Consider the following 17526-nt stretch of genomic DNA (forward strand, 5'->3'; position numbering starts at 1 on the left):
GTCGTCGTATCACCGCGCTCCCCCTCTTGCTGCAGGGATACGCCATGCGCCCGAGGCACGTTCTGTTGCAGACAGGGCCCGAACTGCAGTCTGCTGGCGACCTTCCGCCGGGAACCATAGGATGCGCCGATGAACCAGGTGCCCCCGACTTCCGACGCGCTGCTGCGGCAGGCGCGTGCGCGTATCGCGCCGCACGAGGCGTCGCTGCTGCTGGCGCACGTCCTCGGGCAGGCTCCCGCGTGGCTGTATGCGCATGGGGGTGATGTGCTTGCGGAGGCGGATGTCCGGCGCTTTTATGCGCTGGTCGAGCGCCGCGTCGCGGGGGAGCCCGTGGCCTACCTGACCGGCCGGCGCGGCTTCTGGACGCTTGATCTTGCGGTGAACCGCGACACCCTGATTCCACGGCCGGAAACGGAGCGGCTGGTGGAGCTTGCGCTGGAGCGGGTGCCGGCGGGTGCGCCGGTGAGGCTGCTGGACATGGGGACGGGCAGCGGCGCGATCGCGCTGGCCCTGGCCAGCGAGCGGCCCGGGGCACAGGTCACGGCCACCGATTGCAGCGCAGGGGCGCTGGAGGTGGCGCGCCGGAATGCGCTTGACCACGGCATCGCCAACGTGCGCTTCGTACAGGGGGACTGGTACCGGCCCGTGGCAGGGATGCGTTTCGACCTGATCGCCTCCAACCCGCCCTACATCGCCGGCGGGGACGTGCACCTGGAGCGCGGCGACCTGCGCTTCGAGCCTGCTGGGGCGCTGTCCCCGGGGGGCGATGGCCTGGACGCTCTGCGCATGATCGCCGCCGGGGCGCCGGAGCATCTGAGCCCCGGCGGCTGGCTGCTGGTTGAACATGGGCTGGAGCAGGGCGCCGCGGTGCGCGCGCTGTTTGTCGCGGCGGGGCTGGCGGCGGTGGAATCCGCCCGCGACCTCGAGGATCGGGAGCGGGTGACGCTCGGCCGCTTGCCGGCCGCCGCCGCGGGCGGCGGATGAGCGGCTGGTAAACTGCGCGGTTTGCAGACACAGGCTGGGAGTCCCGCATGCGCACGCTGTATCCGGAGATCGAACCCTACGACAGCGGCATGCTGCCGGTGGACGGGCGCCACACCCTCTATTACGAACAGTGCGGCAACCCCAAGGGCAAGCCGGTGGTGCTGCTGCACGGGGGCCCGGGCGGCGGCTGCAGCGACAAGATGCGCCGCTTCCACGACCCGACCAGGTACCGGATCGTGCTGTTCGACCAGCGCGGCTCGGGCCGCTCTACCCCGCACGCGGATCTGACCGACAACACCACCTGGCACCTGGTGGAGGATATCGAGACCCTGCGCGGGCACCTGGGTATCGAGAGCTGGCAGGTGTTCGGCGGCTCGTGGGGCTCGACCCTGGCGCTGGCGTACGCGCAGAGCCATCCGCGCGCGGTCACCGAGCTGGTGCTGCGCGGCATCTTCACCCTGCGCCGCTGGGAGGTGGAGTGGTTCTACCAGCAGGGGGCCTCGCGCCTGTTCCCGGAGGCCTGGGAGCAGTACGAGGCGGCGATCCCGGAGGACGAGCACGACGACTTCATCGGCGCCTACCACCGCCGCCTGACCAGCGATGACGAGGCGACCCGGCTGGCGGCCGCGCGCGCCTGGAGCGTGTGGGAGGCGGCGACGTCGTTCCTGCACGTGGACGAGGCGTTCATGCAGGATCACGAGGATCCGCAGTTCGCGCTCGCCTTCGCGCGGATCGAGAACCACTACTTCAGCAACCGCGGCTTTTTCGAAGTCGACGGCCAGCTGCTGCGCGACGTGTACCGGATGATCGATATCCCCGGCGTCATCGTCCACGGCCGCTACGACGTGGTCTGCCCGGTGGCCAACGCCTGGGACCTGCACAAGGCCTGGCCGAAGTCGGACCTGGTGATCACCCCGGCGTCGGGCCACTCCGCCTTCGAGGCGGAGAACGTCGACGCGCTGGTGCAGGCGACCGACCGGTTCGCCGGCTGAGCAGGGCGCCGGGGGCTTGGCCCCGGACTACGCGGGGCTGCCATCCGGGTTGCGGTCGATCATCCACAGCCCGGCCCAGAGCTTGAGGTCGAGTTCGTAGCCTTCGGCGTGTTTTTGCATGAGCCAGGCCGGGACGTCCGCGCGCGGCACCGCGTGGACGGTGATGTTCTCGCCGCCCACGCCGCCGCCTTCGCCGACCTTGCGCAGATCGCGCGCGCGCACCAGCACGATGCGCTCGTTGCTCATGCCGGCGGTGGTCGGGCCGGCCAGCAGCACGTCCAGCCTGCCGGGCTCCCAGCCGGTTTCCTCGACCAGCTCGCGGTGCGCGGCGCGTTCGATGGTGTCGTCGTCGAAGTCGTCGCCGATCAGGCCGGCCGGCATCTCGATCGCCGGCGCGCCAAGCGCTTCGCGATGCTGCTCGACGAACAGCACTTCGTCATCGGGCGTCACCGCGATCACCAGCACCGCCAGGCCTTCGCTGCTGTGGGTGCGCTCGCACCATTCCCAGCGGCCGCGCTTGACCAGCCGCAGCCATTTGCCTTCGTGCAGCAGCTCGGTGGTTGCTGCGGTTGCTTCGCTCATGCCGGTACCTCCGGATGCGTGCCGGCCAGCGGCAGGCCGGTGGCCTCGAGCATCCGCCGCCGGGTCATCGGGCCGAACGCCAGCGCCTGGCACAGCTCCGGCAGGGCGTCGCCGTCTGCCGGCGCGCGTGCGAACGGCGCGCCGGTGACGGGCGCATCGCAGGCAACCGTCGCCAGCTGCCGGTACAGCAGCGCCTCCTCGCGGTGTTCGCGCAGGCGGCTGGCGATCCCGGCCGCGCCGCGCAGGCGCAGGAACGGCACCTCGTCAATCCGCTCCAGCAGCGCATCCAGGCTGCCGAAGTGGGCCAGCAGCGCCGCCGCCGTCCGCGCGCCGACGCCGGGCACGCCGGGGATGTTGTCGATGCTGTCGCCGCTCAGGGCCAGGTAGTCGGCGATCTGCTCCGGGTGCACGCCGTGGCGCGCATGCACGCCGTCGCGGCCCCAGCGCACGCCGCGGGCGAAGTCCCACTGCTCGTCGCCGGTTTCCAGCAGCTGCGAGAGGTCCTTGTCCGCGGACACGATCACGCCGCGATGGCCCAGCGCGCGGCCCTGGCGCAGGGCGCTGCCGATGAGGTCGTCGGCCTCGTACTCGCGGTGCGAGAGCACCGGCAGGCCCAGCACCATGCACAGCGTGCGGCAGTAGGCGAACTGGCGCTTGAGCGTATCCGGCGCGGGCGGCCGGTTGGCCTTGTAGGGCGGGTAAAGCGCGTTGCGGAAGCAGCTGTCGTGGGCCTCGTCGAAGGCCACCACGATGTGCCGGGGGCGCTCGCGCTCCAGCAGCTCCAGCAGGAAACGGGCGAAGCCGTGCACGGCGTTGGTCGGCCAGCCGTCGGCGTCGTGGAAGTCGTCCGGCATCGAGTGCCAGGCCCGGAACACGTACAGGCTGGCGTCCACCAGGTGCAGCGGCGGGCGTGGCGCGGGGCTCACGGCTGCCAGTCGCTCAGCAGCGCGGCGGGATCCGGGCGCTCGCGCTCGGGCACTTCGCCCGATGCGGTGCCGATGTGGATGAAGCCGGCGATACGCTCGTCGGCGGACAGCCCCAGGCGCGTCAGCACCTGTTCGTCATGGGACGGCCAGCCGGTCAGCCACTGGGCGCCGAAGCCTTCGGCCTGCGCCGCGATGAGCAGCGAGAAGCACACGCAGCCGGCGCTGAGCAGGCGCTCCTGGGCGGGGATCTTTTCATCCTCCGGATCCAGCACGGCAACCACGGCGACCACCAGCGGCGCGTGCGAGAAGCGCCCGCGATCCTTGTCCAGCACCGCGGCCGGAGCGTCGGGGTCGCGTTCGCGGGTGATGCGCTCCAGCTCCTCGCCGAGCCGGTGCCGGGCATCGCCCTGGATGGTGATGAAGCGGAACGGAACCCGGCGGCCGTGGTCGGGCACCCGCACGGCGGCGGTCAGCATGCGCAGCAGGGTGTCGCGGTCGGGGCCGGGGGCGCCGAGCAGGCGGGCCGGGGTGGAGCGGCGGTTGGCCAGCGCCGGCGGGCCGTTGGTATCATTTGGGACGGGGTTCACAGACGTAACCTCGTGTATTCAGGATGGTATGCGGCATGGCGCGCAGCCCGCGCCTTTCCCCCGATTGTGACCCGAATGGCGTCCAGAGACGACATCGCAGACATTCCGCGCCCCCGCATGGCATCTTCCGGCAGCAGGGACGCGGAACGGATTCTTGAGCGGCTCAAGCGCGAGGCCGTGACCGAACTGGTGGGCGTGCTGTCCGGGTTCTGGAGCTCGATCGAAGAGCAGGTCAGGCTCGCGGCGCTGGCCGGCCATGACTTCAGCGCCGCCCAGGAAGACCGCGTCGCCGTGCTCGCGCTCAGCCATCGCGCGCTGGAGCTTGCCACCCGCTACCGCGAGGCGGTGGAGGCGGCGTTCGAAGGCTGGCGCGAGTCCGTGAGCGAGCCGGAACGCCCGCACGATCTGGAGCTGATGTCCGAAGGCGAGCTGGAGACGCACCTGGCCGGGCAGCAGATCATCGAACTGCTCGAACACCAGTTCCTGCATCCGCTGGCCCAGCTGGACGAGCGGCTGGAAGCGCTGGCGGCGAGCATCGGGATCGAAGGCACTCCGCGCAATCCGCTGCGCCCGGAGGTCGCGGTGTCCGCGTTCGTGGATCTGTTCGAGGCCGACGACCTCACTCCCGGCCTGCGCACGATGGTGTTCCAGCAGTTCGACAAGCGCCTGCCCAAGCTCCTTGGCGAGGTCTACTCCAAGGCCAACGCCACCCTGGCCGAGGCCGCGTACGGCGGAAACCGGCAGGGCGGCTACCGGCCACGGTCGGGGCGGCCGGCCGCCAGCGGCCAGGCCCGCACGGCGGAGGATCGTGGCCAGTGGACTCCCGACGGCGGGGTGGTGGAGACCGTCCCCCAGGGCGGCGGCTCCGCCGCACAGTCACCGGTCGCGGGAAGCGGGCAGGCAGGTGCGGCCGGCCCGGGTGGCGGCAGCGGTGGCCCCGGCGGGGCCCTGGCTGCGGGTGAAGCCGGCCAGCCGCTGCGCTATCGCGACATCGTGCGCGAACAGCTGCGCGCCTGGCGCGCCCGGGGCGGCTTCCAGCCGGTGGCCGCCGAAGAAGGCGACAGCGTGGCCGACGAGGTCACCGCGCTCGCCGATGCGGCTGCCGACGCCGCGGGCGAGTTGCTGGAAACCCAGGACATGCTCAACGTCGCCTCGCTGCTGCAGGGCGAGGATCCGGCGCCGTACGCGCGGGTGCTGGCCGGGGAAGACCGGCGCGCGCTGGCGGACGTGATCCGCGCGGAGATCCTCGGCGGCGTGGAGCAGCTGGGCCTGGATCCGAAGACCACCCGCTTCGCCGCCGACGAGGAGGATGCGATCGACCTGGTCGGCATCCTGTTCCAGTCGCTGTGCGAGGCCAACGACCTGCTGCAGCGGGCGCGCTCGATGTACGGCCGGCTGGTGGTGCCGTACGTCAAGGTGGCGCTGACCGACGACTCCATGTTCAACCGCCGCAGCCACCCGGCGCGGCGCCTGCTGGACGCGCTGACCGAGGCCTGCGACGGCAACACCGGGCAGAGCCCGCAGGATCGCGAAACCCTGGATCGCGCCGAGCACGCGGTCGACCGGGTGGTGGAGGAGTACCAGGACGACCAGGCGATCTTCGAACTGGCCGCCAGCGAGCTGCGCGACCAGCTGGACCAGCAGCACCGGCGTTCGGAAGTGGCCGAGAAGCGGGTCGCCGAAGCCATCCACGGCCGCGAGCGGCTGCTGGCCGCACGCCGCAACGCCGAGAGCCTGGTGGCCTCGCGCCTGGCCGGACGCCCGCTGACCCAGCCGATCGCGCAGTTCATCGATGAACACTGGCGCCACTACCTCACCCAGACCTGGCTGCGCGAGGGGCCGGAGTCCGAGCGCCACCGCAGGGCGATCGGCCTTGGCGACGCGATGGTGCAGGTGGATGCCGATGCCGCCCAGGTGCGCGGTTCGGCGGTTGCCGCCCAGCTGCTGGCGCTGCAGTCGCCGCTGGGCGAGTGCTACACCAGCTGCGGACTGGATGCGGCCGGCGCGCGTGACACGCTGGCGCGGATCATTTCCGCCCTGGCGATGCCCGATACCCCGCGCGCCACCCACGAGCCGCGGGGCCTGGCGCCCGAGCAGCCCGAAGACGAGGACAACGGCGTCCCGCTGCGCCTGGCGGGCGGGCTGGACAGCGTTGAGCACGATCCCGCGATCGCCGCACGGATGCGCCGGCTGCGGGTCGGACAGGGCCTGCGCCTGATCGACCGCCACGGCCGCGAGTCGGCCGGGCGCATCGCCTGGATCAGTCCGTTGACCTCGCGTTTCCTGATCGTCAACCGCCGCGGTGCGCGGCAGATGGTGGTCTCGCCGGAAGAGCTCGCGATGCTGGTGGCCAACGGCAGGGTGGTGGTGCGATCTGTCGATGCGCCGTTCGACGAAGCGATGAAGCAGCTGTGGCAGCGCTTGAACAAGGCGTCCGACGTCCCGCCACGCGCTGCCAACGGCTGACCGCATCCGCCCGCGCATTCACGGTGTGCGTGAAACCGCTGGCGTAAACTGCCAAGCTCGTCACGGGCTGCTACAGTCCGTGCGGCGAGCGGGGGGAGCAGAACAGGGACATGTCCGGTGTGCAGACCAAGGGTGGCCATGAGCATGGGCGCGCCGGCAGTCCGCGCGCCGAGCTCATGCCCTCGCTGGGCAGCGGCATGCTCGCCCAGCTGCAGCCGTTGCTGCTGGCGACCATCGACGCCGAGCGCAGCGGACTGGCGCGCCGGATGCGTGAAGACTCCCCGCCGTCGGATGGCGCCGAGGATCTGGCCAACCTCAATATCCTCGCCGGCGAGATCACCGCCTACGAGCGCCGCTGGCGCGCGCGCTTCAGCCATCCGCTGCGCACCTGGCCGGTGCCCGCCGCCTCGGTGGCGCGCGACGCCTTCAGCCTGGTGTCCGACGACGAACTGCAGGGCCAGCTGATCGGCCAGCCGACGATCGAGGCGCTCGAGCGCCGCCATGCCGACATCCTCGACACCATCGACAAGCGCCTGTGGTCGCTGGCCGCCGCCCTGGGCGGGGAGGTGCGTCCGGACAATCCGTTCGCGCCGCGCCACCTGGTGCAGGGATTCCTCGACACCTTCACCCCGGCCGATTGCGGGCCGCGGCTGCGCGCCGCGCTGGTGCGCCGCTTCGAGCGCCTGGCCGGAGAGGCGCTGGGCGAGGCCTACGCCTGGTGCAACCGCCAGCTGGCCGAGGCCGGAATCGCGTTGGCGGGCACCAGCGACTACGCCACCCTGGCCGCGGCGACCGTCGCGTCCCATCCGGCGTCCAGTGCGGCCAGGATCCAGATGTGGGGTGCCGACAACGCGCTCGAGCCGGCCCGGGCCAGCTGGCGCGCAAACCCCGCCGACGAGGGGGGTGCGGGGGATGCCGGCCGCGGCGTCGCCCTGCGGCACGCAATGCGCAAGCGCCGCGCGGCCACGGCCGCCGGCCGCGGTGACGGGGTGCGTCACCTGCGGCCGGAGGAGTTCATGGCCGCGCTTTCGCTGCTGCAGGGGGCGGCACCAGCGCCGGTTCCGGGCGGCGGCTACGCCGACGCGACGCGCGCAGGCCTGCTGGGCGTGACGGCCAGCCTCGGGATCGACAGCAATTCAGCGGCACCCTCGCCCGAGCAGGAGGATGCGCTGGATCTGGTCGGCCTGCTGTTCGACCAGCTGGCCGGCAACCACCAGCTGCAGGACGCCGCGCGGGAGCAGCTGGGCGGGCTGGTTCTGCCCTACCTGCGCCTGGCGCTGGAAGACCCGCGGCTTTTCGAACGGCCGGCGCCGCCCGCGTTGGAGCTGCTGGCACGCCTGGTGGCGCTGTGGGACGCCAACCCGGCCGAATCCGACCAGGATGCACAGCGGCACGGTCTGGCCGACGTTGCCGCCCGCGAGCTGGTGGAGGAATACCACGGTGATGCCGGGGTATTCGCACATGTCCTGGCGCGCCTGGACGCCGCCCTTGAGCCGCTGGAGCGGCGGGCCACGATCAGCGGCCGCCGGGCCTGGCAGGCCATCGAGGGCGGCGAACGCCTTGACGCCGCCCGCCAGGCGGCCGACCGGGCGCTGGCTGCACGCGTGGGCGACAGGCCGCTGCTGCCCGCGGTGGCCGGCTTCCTCCAGGATCAGTGGCGGCAGTCGCTGGCCCAGGCGTGGCTGCGGTCAGGCCCCGACTCGCAGCGCTACGCCGAAGCGGCGGCGCTGGGGGATGCGCTGGTGGAGCTGGACGCTGCGGCTGCGCAGGCAAGCGGCGCGGCGGTCGCGGATCAGCTGGTCGATCTCCAGCCGAGGCTGCAGGCGTGCTACCTGGCCTGCGGGCTGGACGCGTCGGCCGCGGGCAACCTGCTGGCCGGGCTGGTGTCGGAGTTCGCCAATCCCGACATGCCGCGCCGGAACCACGACTTCACGCCGCTGTCGAAGTCCGCTCCCGGTGGCACCGCAGATGGCGGCGGCCAGGCATCGTCCGGCGTGGAGCCCGGACAGGTGCTGGCATGGATCAGGGATGGCGAGCCGGCGCGCGCGCTGCGGCTGGTGTGGCGCAGCCCGCTGACCGGCGCCAGCCTGCTGGTCAATACCCAGGGCACGCGCGAGCTGCTGCTGCGTCCGGAAGAGCTTGCGCGGATGCTGGCTGACGGCAGCCTCGTGCCGCGGCCGACGGAAGGCCCGGTGGAGGCCGCGCTGGCCGGCCTGGAAGCGGCGGCGGCATCTCCGGACGCGGACTGATTCGCGCTAGGATGGGCCAAGAGGGAACACGGAGAGCGGGATGAGCCTGACCATCGGTGTCGCGCGCGAGACCGCGCAAGGGGAGCGGCGGGTCGCCGTCACGCCGGAAACCTGCGGCAAGCTCGTCGCCGCCGGCGCCAGCGTGCGGGTCGAGCGTGGCAGCGGTGCCGGCGCGCATTTTCCTGACCAGGCCTATGAGGACGCAGGCGCCACGCTGGCCGACTCGGCCGCGGCCGCGCTTGGCGATGCCGACCTGGTGCTGTGCGTGCAGCCGCCGGAAGCCACGGCGATCCCGCTGTTGAAGCAGGGCGCGGCGCTGGTCGGGATCCTGCAGCCGCAGTCGGATCCGGCGCGCGCCGAGGCGCTGGCCGCGCGCGGCATCGTCGCCTTCCCGCTCGAACGCCTGCCGCGCACCACCCGCGCCCAGGCCATGGACGTGCTCAGCTCGCAGGCCGGCATGGCCGGCTACAAGGCGGTGCTGGCGGCGGCCTGGCTGGCACCGCGGTTCTTCCCGATGCTGACCACCGCGGCCGGCACCATCCGGCCGTCGAAGGTGCTGGTGATCGGCGCCGGTGTGGCGGGCCTGCAGGCGATCGCCACCGCCAAGCGGCTGGGCGCGCAGGTGGAGGGCTTCGACGTGCGCCCGGAGACCCGCGAGCAGATCGAGTCGCTGGGCGGCCGTTTCCTGGATCTGGGCGTGAGCGCCGCGGGCGAGGGCGGCTATGCGCGCCAGCTCACCGACGAGGAGCGCGCCGAGCAGCAGCGGCGGCTGGGCGAGTACCTGAAGAACATCGACGTGATCGTATGCACCGCCGCGGTACCCGGGCGGCCGGCGCCGAAGATCGTCAGCGCGGCCATGGTGGAGGGCATGAAGCCCGGCACCGTGGTGGTCGACCTGGCCGCCGAAACCGGCGGCAACTGCGAGCTGACCCGGCCCGGCGAGACCGTCGAGCACGGCGGGGTGTCGATCGCCGGCCCGCTGAACCTGGCCAGCCAGGGTGCCCAGCACGCCAGCGAGATGTACGCGCGCAACGTGCTCAACTTCACCCGGCTGCTGATCAGCGAGGAGGGCGCGCTCGCGTTCGACTGGGAAGACGAGCTGCTGGCGAAGACCGTCTGGCCCGAGCGCGAGGCGCCACCGGCGTAAGACGCGCTCCTACTCCGATGCCGGGTTGGCTTCCAGCCAGGCGCGGCGCTGCTCGGGGCTCATCTCCTTCCAGCGCTTGCGCAGCGCCTCGCGTTCGGCGTCGGGCATCTCGCGCATGCGGTGGTAGAGGGCGCGCGCTTCCTCGCGGCGCTCCGGGCTCATGTCACGCCAGCGCTTCATGCCGTGGTGCGCGCTGCGGCGCTCGGCGGGCGTCATCTGCTGCCAGCGCTCGGCGTGGCGCAGCATGCGCTCGCGGTGCTCGGGGGCATCGTTCCAGCGGTCGCGCACGGTGGACATCAGCGTCTCGCGCTGGTCGGCGGTGAGCTGATCCCATTGCGGCAGCTGCTGCCCGGATTGCGCCATCGCCGGCATCGCCAGGGCGGCGGCCAGCGCGAGTGTCAGGGTGAGGGTGGGGAATCGCATGGGTTACTCCATCGCCAGGGGCTGGGCGTCCGAATCCAGCCACACGAACAGGTCGGGGTCTTCGTTGAACGCGATCAGCGGGTCGTCATAGGGGTCGAAGGCGGGCAGCGTTTCCGGTGCCTCGGCCAGCGCCGGGGCCGGGAGGGCCTGCGGGTCTTCAGGTGCCACCAGCGCATGCATGCCCACCGCGAACACGAACACCGCGGCGCAGGCGGTCGCCAGCGACCAGCCCAGCGCGGGCGTCGGCCGCCAGCCGCGGCGCGCCGGGGCGGCGGCGCTGCGCGGGCGCAGCCGCGCCAGGGTGTGCTGCGGCACGCGGTCGACCGCTTCGGCGTGGATCGCCCGTGCGATCTGGTCGATGCGCTCGCTGCTCTCGTACTCGCCGTTCATTGGAACTCCTCCAGTTGCTTTTGCAGCGCGCCGCGGGCGCGCGACAGGTGTGTCTTGACCGATCCCTCGCTGCAGCCCATCACCTTTGCGGTGGTGGCCACGTCCATCTCCTCCAGCACCCGCAGGGTGAAGGCCTCGCGCTGGCGCCGCGGCAGTTCGCGCAGCGCCTGGGACAGCCGTTTCCAGGCTTCGCGGCCGTCGTGGGCCCGGGACGGGTCGGGCCCGCTGTCGGCCCAGTCCAGGCTTTCTCCCTCGCGCTCGTCGGCGCTGGTCATCCAGCCCAGCCGGAACGTGCGCCGGCGCTGGGTGTCGATGATCCGGCTGCGCAGGATCGTCCAGAACAGCGCCGTCCACTCGTTCTCCGGGCGATCGGCATAGCCGAGCATCCGGGTCATCGCGTCCTGCACCACGTCCAGCGCGTCGTCGCGGCTGCGCAGGCCGAGCTCGGCGAAGCGGAACGCGCGGCCGCGCACGGACGCGAAGAATTCTTCCAGCGTCTGCGCCGGGCGGGTCTCGGCGTTGGCGGCGGTGGCGGATACGTCCATCCCGGCCAGCTTACCGCCGGCCGCCCGCGCCGGCGCGGCCTGGGGCAGGGGGGATCGCCTGGCGAGATTGCCGTCCACCGTCGAGTCGCGTTCCATTCCGGGTTCGCCAACGTCAACGCGCCAGTGCCGCCGGGGTTGACGTACTGGCGCGCGATTCATGTCCGGTTATGATGCGGGGCAACGCCTATCCGGGCAGGGGAGCAGGCACTGATGGACGGATTCGCCGCGCTGTACATCTTCATGCTGGCCGCGATCGCCGGCCACGTGATCATCTCGCGGGTGCCGGTGATCCTGCACACGCCGCTGATGTCGGGCTCCAACTTCATCCACGGCGTGGTGCTGATCGGGGCCATGATCGTGCTCGGCCATGCCGACACCACCGCCGAAAAGGTCATCGGGTTCATCGCGGTGATGATGGGCGCGGGCAACGCGGCCGGCGGCTACGTGGTCACCGAGCGCATGCTGGAGATGTTCAAGTCCAGCAAGAAGCCCGGGGACGGCGGCAAGGAGGGCGCGCCATGAGCTGGACACTTCCCGAAACGCTGCGGCTGGTGGTCGAGTCCAGCTACCTGGTGGCCGCGGCCCTGTTCCTGCTGGGCCTGCAGCGCATGGCCTCGCCACGGACTGCGCGCAGCGGCATCCAGTGGGCCGGCGTGGGCATGCTGCTGGCCACGGTGGTGACCTTCTTCCAGCCCGGACTGGAGAACATCGCCCTGATCCTGGTCGCGATCGTGATGGGAACGGCGCTGGCGTGGTATTCGGGCAAGAAGGTGCCCATCACCGACATGCCGCAGATGGTGGCGATGTACAACGGCCTGGGCGGCGGCTCGGCGGCGGCGATCGGCGCGGTGGAGCTGCTGCGCTGGTCGGGCGGCAATCCTTCACCGGGCGTGACCGGGCAGGTGCTGGCGGTGACCGGCGCGCTGATCGGCGCGGTGGCGCTGTCGGGCTCGCTGATCGCCTGGGCCAAGCTCGACGGGCGCATGGACAAGCGCTACGCGTTCCCGGGCATGCAGGTGTTCAATTTCCTGGTGTTCGCTTCGGCCATCGTGCTGGGCGGGCTGGCGATGTGGACGCTGGGCGTGCCGTGGATCATCGCCTTCTTCCTGGTGGCGCTGGCGCTGGGCGTGCTGATGACCCTGCCCATCGGCGGCGCCGACATGCCGGTGGTGATCTCGCTGTACAACGCGCTGACCGGGCTGGCGGTGGCCTTCGAGGGCTACGTGCTGGGCAACGAGGCGCTGATCATCGCCGGCATGATGGTCGGCGCGGCCGGCATCCTGCTCACCCGGCTGATGGCCAAGGCCATGAACCGGTCGATCAAGAGCGTGCTGTTCTCCAGCTTCGGCGGTGGTGGCGAGGCGCAGGCGATCGAGGGCAGCCAGAAGCCGATCGAGGCCGGCGACGTGGCGGCGATGATGGCCTACGCCGAGCGGGTGGTGATCGTGCCCGGCTACGGCATGGCCGTGGCCCAGGCCCAGCACAAGATCTGGGAGCTGAGCCAGAAGCTGATCGAGCGCGGGGTGAAGGTGAAGTTCGCCATCCACCCGGTCGCCGGGCGCATGCCCGGGCACATGAACGTGCTGCTGGCCGAGGCCGGGGTGCCCTACGACCTGATCGTGGACATGGACGACATCAACCCCGAGTTCAAAAATACCGACGTGTCGCTGGTGATCGGCGCCAACGACGTGGTCAACCCGGTGGCCAGGACCGATCCGGCCAGCCCGATCTACGGCATGCCGATCCTGGACGTGGTGGATTCGAAGAACACCATCGTGATCAAGCGCGGCAAGGGCACCGGCTTCGCCGGGATCGAGAACGCGCTGTTCTACGCCGACAACACCCGCATGCTGTACGGCGACGGCGCCGACATGGCCAACGCCCTGGTGACGGAGCTCAAGGCGCTCGACGGCGGGCACTGACGGCCGCCGCGGGCTCCGGCAAGGGCCCCGGGCTCAGCGCGACAGCACCGCGGCGATGATGACGCCGGCCGCCAGCCACGCGGCATCGGCGGCCGAGTGGCTGGTCTGGATCAGGTTCCAGACGTGGTAGGGGCCGAGCCTGGTGGCGGCCTCCCACGGCGTCAGGCCGAACATCCGCCCCAGCAGGCCGCCGACCACCACCCACAGTGACACCGCGATGCAGACCGCGGTGGCCAGCACGCCCCACAGCGCCCGCCAGGCGCCCGGGCGCACCTGTGCCATCCGCAGCAGCAGGGCCGCGTCCAGCGCCGCCACCACCGCCATCCAGCTGGCCACGCCGGCGGTCGCCATCGACACCAGCACCCACAGCGCCGCGCAGCCGGCGATGCCCAGCAACAGCAGCAGCACCGCGAGCCAGGGCCGGGGCGGGGGGTTGATCGAGGTCATGGAGGCGCGGATTCCGGGGCGCGACAGCATACCGTCACCGGGGCGGGGCGATACAATGGGCGCCATGTACTCCCGAACCAGCGAACCCGTGCGTTTCGAGCGCGACTGCCCCGCCGTCCTGGTGCCCCAGGGCGATGCGGTGACCCTGCCCGTGGGCAGCGCCGGCTACATCACCCAGGCCCTGGGCGGCAGCTATACGGTGTTCGTGGAAGGCAACCTGTTCCGCATTGCCGGCAAGGACGCGGACGCGATCGGCAAGGAGGTGCCGCCGCCGATCGAGCTGCCCGAGGGTGCCGATGAGAGCGCGGTGGAAAAGCTGGTGTGGGCGCAGCTGCGCACCTGCTTCGACCCGGAGATCCCGATCAACGTGGTTGATCTGGGCCTGGTGTACGAGGTGGTGGTGGAGCCGGCCGGCGACGGTCAGCGCAAGGTCTCGGTGCAGATGACCCTGACCGCGCCGGGTTGCGGCATGGGCGAGATCCTGGTGGACGACGCCCGCAGCCGGATCGAGATGATCCCGACGGTGGCCGAGGCCGACGTGGAGCTGGTGTTCGACCCGCCCTGGAACGCGACCATGATGTCCGAGGCCGCGCGCCTGGAAACCGGGATGTTCTAGCGCTCGGCGAGCGCGTCGGCATCCGCAAGGGCCAGCGCGCGGTCGTCGGGTGAGGGCAGCGCGGCGGTCAGCCACGACAGGTCGGCGCCGGCCAGGCCCTTGTCCGCAGCCAGGAGCGGGCCGGCGTGTTCGCGGCAGGCGTCCGAACGCGTACGTGCGGGGATCAGGCTGTGCACTTCGAGCACGGCAGGGGCGTCCTTGAGCAGGTGTGCCTGGGCATCCAGCCGCGCCAGCAGCTCGCTGGCGCGGTCGCCTTCCTCGCGCGCCAGCGACAGCACCACCTCGACCTGCTCCAGCCGCCGGGCCAGCGTCCAGGTGTCATCGGGCACGTGGTGCCAGGCGGCGGCAAGGTGGCGTTCGCCCGCGTCCCAGTCGCCGCTGGCCGCTGCGGCTTCGGCCAGGCCGGTTTCGGCCAGCGCCAGCATCCAGCCGTGGCCCGATTCCCCGGCCCGGGTGCGGACTTCGTCGAACAGGTGGCGCGCCTGGTCGGGCATGCCGGAGCGACTGAGCAGCGCCGCGCGGGCCAGCTGCAGCCACAGCTGGTCGGGGCCCTGCAGGGCCAGCGCTTCCATGTCGGTGGCCGCCGCATCCAGCTGGGCGAGCGCCTGTTGGCCATGTCCGCCCAGCTGCAGCAGCTCGGCTTCGAGCAGCCGGGCCTGGATGGCGATGCCCGGGTGTCCGGCGGCCCCGCAGCGCGCCAGCTCGGCCCGCGCCCGGGCCAGGTCGCCCTGCTGCAGGAACAGGCCGGTGCGCACGCACGCCGTCCGCGCGGCGGCGAGCGCGGAGATTTCCGCGGGCGCATCAATGGCCGCGTCCGCCGGCGCGTGCTGTTCCAGCACGGCCAGCGCCTGGCCCGTCAGCCCGCGCAGCTGCAGCAGGTAGGCGTCGAAGTGGGCGACCCAGCTGGCCCGGTCACCCTGCAGGGCGGCCTCGCGCAGCCGGGCGATGCGCCGGGCGGCGCTGTCCAGGTCGCCCAGCATCACGTCTTCGTTGAGCAGATCCAGATCCATCTGGTGCTGCCAGAAGGCGTTGCCGGCCTCCCTGGCCACCGCGAACGCCTGGTCCAGGCGTTCGCGGAAGCGATCGTGCTGGCCGGCCTGGTAGTGGCGGTAGGCGACCAGGCGCAGCAGCTCGATCTCCACGTTCCGGTAGCCGCCCCGGCGGGCTTCCCCGAGCAGGGTGTCCAGCATCGGGCTGTCGGCGGCGTCGGGGGACTGCACCAGCTCGGCCTGGTAGCGCATGTAGTTGGCATTGACGGGGCTGCCGGCGGCTTCGAACTGGCGGGCGGCCTGTTCCAGCATCACCAGCCCGGCATCCGTGCGCATCAGGTTCAGCTCGGCCTGGCCGAGCATCATCAGGGCGTGGCCGCGTTCAAGCTCCCATCCGCTGCCCGCCATCTGGGCCAGGCGGGCGGCTTCGCGCGCGCTGGAGCGGGCGCTGTCCGGATCCCCCCGCATCAGGCCGGCGTGGGCCAGGCCCAGCTGCCGGCCGATCTGGATTCCGGTCGGCTGGCGTTCCCACGCCGGCCCGGACAGGATCTGCAGCGCCTGTTCCGCGTTGCCCGAGCGCACCAGCAGGCGGGCCTGCTCAAGGGCCAGGCCGGGACGCCCGGGGTGTTGCCGGACGAGCGCGCCGTAGGCTTCGGCCGCCTGCGCGATCCTGCGCGGGTTGATCGACAGCTCCTGCGCCTGGAGCAGCTGCGCGGCCTCGTCGGGCAGCGGCCGCAGCAGCCGGCGGGCCAGCGACGCCTGTTCCATGGCCGCCGCGGTCTGCCCCAGCCTGGCCTGGGCGTGTGCCAGATCCAGCCGGACGAGGCCGAATCCGGGTGCGTCGTGCATGACCTGCTGCGCGCTGGACACCACGCCGGGCCAGTCGCGCGCCTCCACGGCCGCGTGGACGCGGGCGTAGTCGCGGGCGCTGTCGGCGTCCAGCTCCAGCGTTGGCCACTGGCTCTTTGCGCGCCCCGGAAGCAGTCTTGCCAGCAGCTGCTGCGACAGTTCGTCGACCAGCGCCGGCATCTGCGCCGCCGGCCCGCGCAGCTCGGTCTGGAACTCCTCGCCGCCGGGATCCGCTGCCAGCCGTACCCGCAGGAAGGCTTCGCCGGCGTCCGCGGTCGACTGCCCGGACGAGAGCAGCAGGATGACGGGCTTGAGCGGGGTGATGTCCGAGGCCAGATCCGCTTCGTCCAGCACGGTCACTTCCGGCAGCTGGGCGAGTTTCCAGCCGAGCCACGCCTGCAGCAGCCTGGCCGGCCAGCCACTGTCGTCGTCGGCGTGCTTGCCCACTTCGACCAGGGCCACCGCGATCGGCGCCTCGGCGGCGGCGGCTGCGGCCCCGCGGGTCTGCTGCCAGCTGAAAACGCCGGCGGCCAGGCATGCGAGCATGGCCAGGGCGCCGGCCATGAGCCGGTATCCGGCGGCGTGCCGTGAGCTGGCGGGCGGCGCGGGTGCCGCCGTTGCCGCGGGCGTGGCGGCGTCCGCGGCTGCCAGGGCCTCGACCGGGCCCGGGGGTTCGAACACGTAGCCGCTCCCGGCCACGGTGCGTATCCAGTGCCTGCGCTCGGGGCCCAGGGCCTTGCGCAGCATCCACACGCTCTGGGACAGGTTGGCATCCTCGACCACGACCCCGCTCCAGACGCGTTCAAACAGCGCGGTGCGGGTGTGCAGCACCCGGGGCTCGGCCAGGAACAGCAGCAGCAGCTCGAACATGCGGTTGGGCAGTTCGGCGTGTCCATCCGGGCGCTCGACCCGGCGGTAGACCAGGTCGATCTGCAGGTCGTCCACGGCCAGGCGCAGGGTGTCCGCGGCCCAGGGCGGGCCAGGGGGTCCGGCGGTGGTTGCTGCCACGTAGTTTCCCTCCCAGGAACAGCCAGCTGCGACACGGCGCGTCGTCCGATCCTTCCGGGGATCGGCATTGCATTGTGGTCGGGAAATCCACCGGCCGGCCCCGAACGGCGGTTCGGCGTGCCAATAACCCGATCACGGTCACAGTTTGTGACGTATTTGAGAACTTTTTGACCCGCAGGCGCAAGTGTTGGGGTGGATATCGACCTAAAACGTCGGTGTGCGGTCGCACCGGAAGGCGGCCGAGCGTGACTTCCCGGCGGGCCTGCGCAAGCGGACAACGCCCGGAGGCGAGTGCGATGCCGGTGTCAGGGAGGCGCCGGGACAGGGAAGTCGGTGGTGGCAGCAGCCGCTGCAAGCCGGTCGGGCCGCACGTCCGGGCCGGCGGACCCGGGCAATGGCAAGGA

16 protein-coding genes are annotated in these 17526 nt (G+C 71.9%); 8 read left to right on the plus strand and 8 right to left on the minus strand.

Going from position 1 to position 17526, the window contains the following annotated elements:
• The first annotated feature begins 129 nt into the window (after positions 1-129).
• Both prmC and pip read left to right on the plus strand, forming a co-directional pair.
• Positions 130-984: a peptide chain release factor N(5)-glutamine methyltransferase gene (gene prmC, locus ACOZ90_RS10585; protein ID WP_422893616.1), complete on the plus strand. Its 855-nt coding sequence runs from the start codon at positions 130-132 to the stop codon at positions 982-984.
• 47 nt (positions 985-1031) lie between these two features.
• Positions 1032-1976: a prolyl aminopeptidase gene (gene pip / locus ACOZ90_RS10590; protein WP_422893617.1), complete on the plus strand. Its 945-nt coding sequence runs from the start codon at positions 1032-1034 to the stop codon at positions 1974-1976.
• A 27-nt stretch (positions 1977-2003) separates the two neighbouring features.
• Here the strand turns inward: pip and ACOZ90_RS10595 are convergent, their stop codons facing one another.
• From ACOZ90_RS10595 to ACOZ90_RS10605, 3 genes are read right to left on the minus strand one after another with little or no spacing between them, the layout of a single operon-like run.
• Complete coding sequence (locus ACOZ90_RS10595) at positions 2004-2558, minus strand: NUDIX hydrolase (protein ID WP_422893618.1); 555 nt, start codon at positions 2556-2558, stop codon at positions 2004-2006.
• Positions 2555-3493 carry a 5'-3' exonuclease gene (locus ACOZ90_RS10600; RefSeq protein ID WP_422893675.1) on the minus strand — a complete coding sequence of 313 codons (939 nt, stop codon included), beginning with the start codon at positions 3491-3493 and terminating at the stop codon, positions 2555-2557. Before ACOZ90_RS10600 ends, ACOZ90_RS10595 begins: the two co-directional genes overlap by 4 nt.
• Positions 3481-4071, minus strand: coding sequence for a nitroreductase family protein (locus tag ACOZ90_RS10605; RefSeq protein ID WP_422893619.1), 591 nt, complete (start codon positions 4069-4071; stop codon positions 3481-3483). Before ACOZ90_RS10605 ends, ACOZ90_RS10600 begins: the two co-directional genes overlap by 13 nt.
• Before the next feature lie 117 nt (positions 4072-4188).
• Between ACOZ90_RS10605 and ACOZ90_RS10610 the strand changes: the two genes are divergently transcribed.
• From ACOZ90_RS10610 to ACOZ90_RS10620, 3 genes are all read left to right on the plus strand, one after another.
• A complete protein-coding gene (locus ACOZ90_RS10610) occupies positions 4189-6537 on the plus strand; it encodes a DUF1631 family protein (protein WP_422893620.1) in 2349 nt (782 codons plus the stop codon).
• Between the two features lie 110 nt (positions 6538-6647).
• Positions 6648-8786 carry a DUF1631 family protein gene (locus tag ACOZ90_RS10615; protein WP_422893621.1) on the plus strand — a complete coding sequence of 713 codons (2139 nt, stop codon included), beginning with the start codon at positions 6648-6650 and terminating at the stop codon, positions 8784-8786.
• 40 nt (positions 8787-8826) lie between these two features.
• Positions 8827-9933 (plus strand): NAD(P) transhydrogenase subunit alpha, encoded by a 1107-nt coding sequence (locus tag ACOZ90_RS10620; RefSeq protein WP_422893622.1) that lies wholly within the window; start codon positions 8827-8829, stop codon positions 9931-9933.
• A gap of 9 nt (positions 9934-9942) precedes the next feature.
• On the opposite strand, the gene ACOZ90_RS10625 is transcribed toward ACOZ90_RS10620, so the two are convergent.
• From ACOZ90_RS10625 to ACOZ90_RS10635, 3 genes are read right to left on the minus strand one after another with little or no spacing between them, the layout of a single operon-like run.
• Positions 9943-10356 (minus strand): DUF3106 domain-containing protein, encoded by a 414-nt coding sequence (locus tag ACOZ90_RS10625; protein ID WP_422893623.1) that lies wholly within the window; start codon positions 10354-10356, stop codon positions 9943-9945.
• A gap of 3 nt (positions 10357-10359) precedes the next feature.
• Positions 10360-10746, minus strand: a complete 387-nt coding sequence (locus tag ACOZ90_RS10630; RefSeq protein ID WP_422893624.1) for a hypothetical protein — start codon at positions 10744-10746, stop codon at positions 10360-10362.
• On the minus strand, positions 10743-11291 hold the full coding sequence (locus ACOZ90_RS10635) for an RNA polymerase sigma factor (RefSeq protein WP_422893625.1): 549 nt from the start codon (positions 11289-11291) through the stop codon (positions 10743-10745). The genes ACOZ90_RS10630 and ACOZ90_RS10635 overlap by 4 nt, the downstream gene beginning before the upstream one ends.
• Positions 11292-11498: 207 nt before the next feature.
• Between ACOZ90_RS10635 and ACOZ90_RS10640 the strand changes: the two genes are divergently transcribed.
• Together ACOZ90_RS10640 and ACOZ90_RS10645 are read left to right on the plus strand one after the other, a co-directional pair.
• Positions 11499-11813 (plus strand): NAD(P) transhydrogenase subunit alpha part 2, encoded by a 315-nt coding sequence (locus ACOZ90_RS10640; RefSeq protein WP_422893676.1) that lies wholly within the window; start codon positions 11499-11501, stop codon positions 11811-11813.
• Positions 11810-13213, plus strand: coding sequence for an NAD(P)(+) transhydrogenase (Re/Si-specific) subunit beta (locus tag ACOZ90_RS10645; protein WP_422893626.1), 1404 nt, complete (start codon positions 11810-11812; stop codon positions 13211-13213). The genes ACOZ90_RS10640 and ACOZ90_RS10645 overlap by 4 nt, the downstream gene beginning before the upstream one ends.
• A 33-nt stretch (positions 13214-13246) precedes the next feature.
• On the opposite strand, the gene ACOZ90_RS10650 is transcribed toward ACOZ90_RS10645, so the two are convergent.
• Complete coding sequence (locus ACOZ90_RS10650; RefSeq protein ID WP_422893627.1) at positions 13247-13660, minus strand: hypothetical protein; 414 nt, start codon at positions 13658-13660, stop codon at positions 13247-13249.
• 64 nt (positions 13661-13724) lie between these two features.
• Between ACOZ90_RS10650 and sufT the strand changes: the two genes are divergently transcribed.
• Positions 13725-14276, plus strand: coding sequence for a putative Fe-S cluster assembly protein SufT (gene sufT / locus ACOZ90_RS10655; protein WP_422893628.1), 552 nt, complete (start codon positions 13725-13727; stop codon positions 14274-14276).
• Here sufT and ACOZ90_RS10660 read toward each other — a convergent pair.
• A complete protein-coding gene (locus ACOZ90_RS10660; RefSeq protein ID WP_422893629.1) occupies positions 14273-17122 on the minus strand; it encodes a winged helix-turn-helix domain-containing protein in 2850 nt (949 codons plus the stop codon). The two genes, sufT and ACOZ90_RS10660, sit on opposite strands and share 4 nt — an antisense overlap.
• Between the last annotated feature and the right edge of the window lie 404 nt (positions 17123-17526).

This window comes from Luteimonas dalianensis (genome assembly GCF_049339425.1).
GTDB classification, from domain to species: Bacteria; Pseudomonadota; Gammaproteobacteria; order Xanthomonadales; family Xanthomonadaceae; genus Luteimonas; species Luteimonas dalianensis.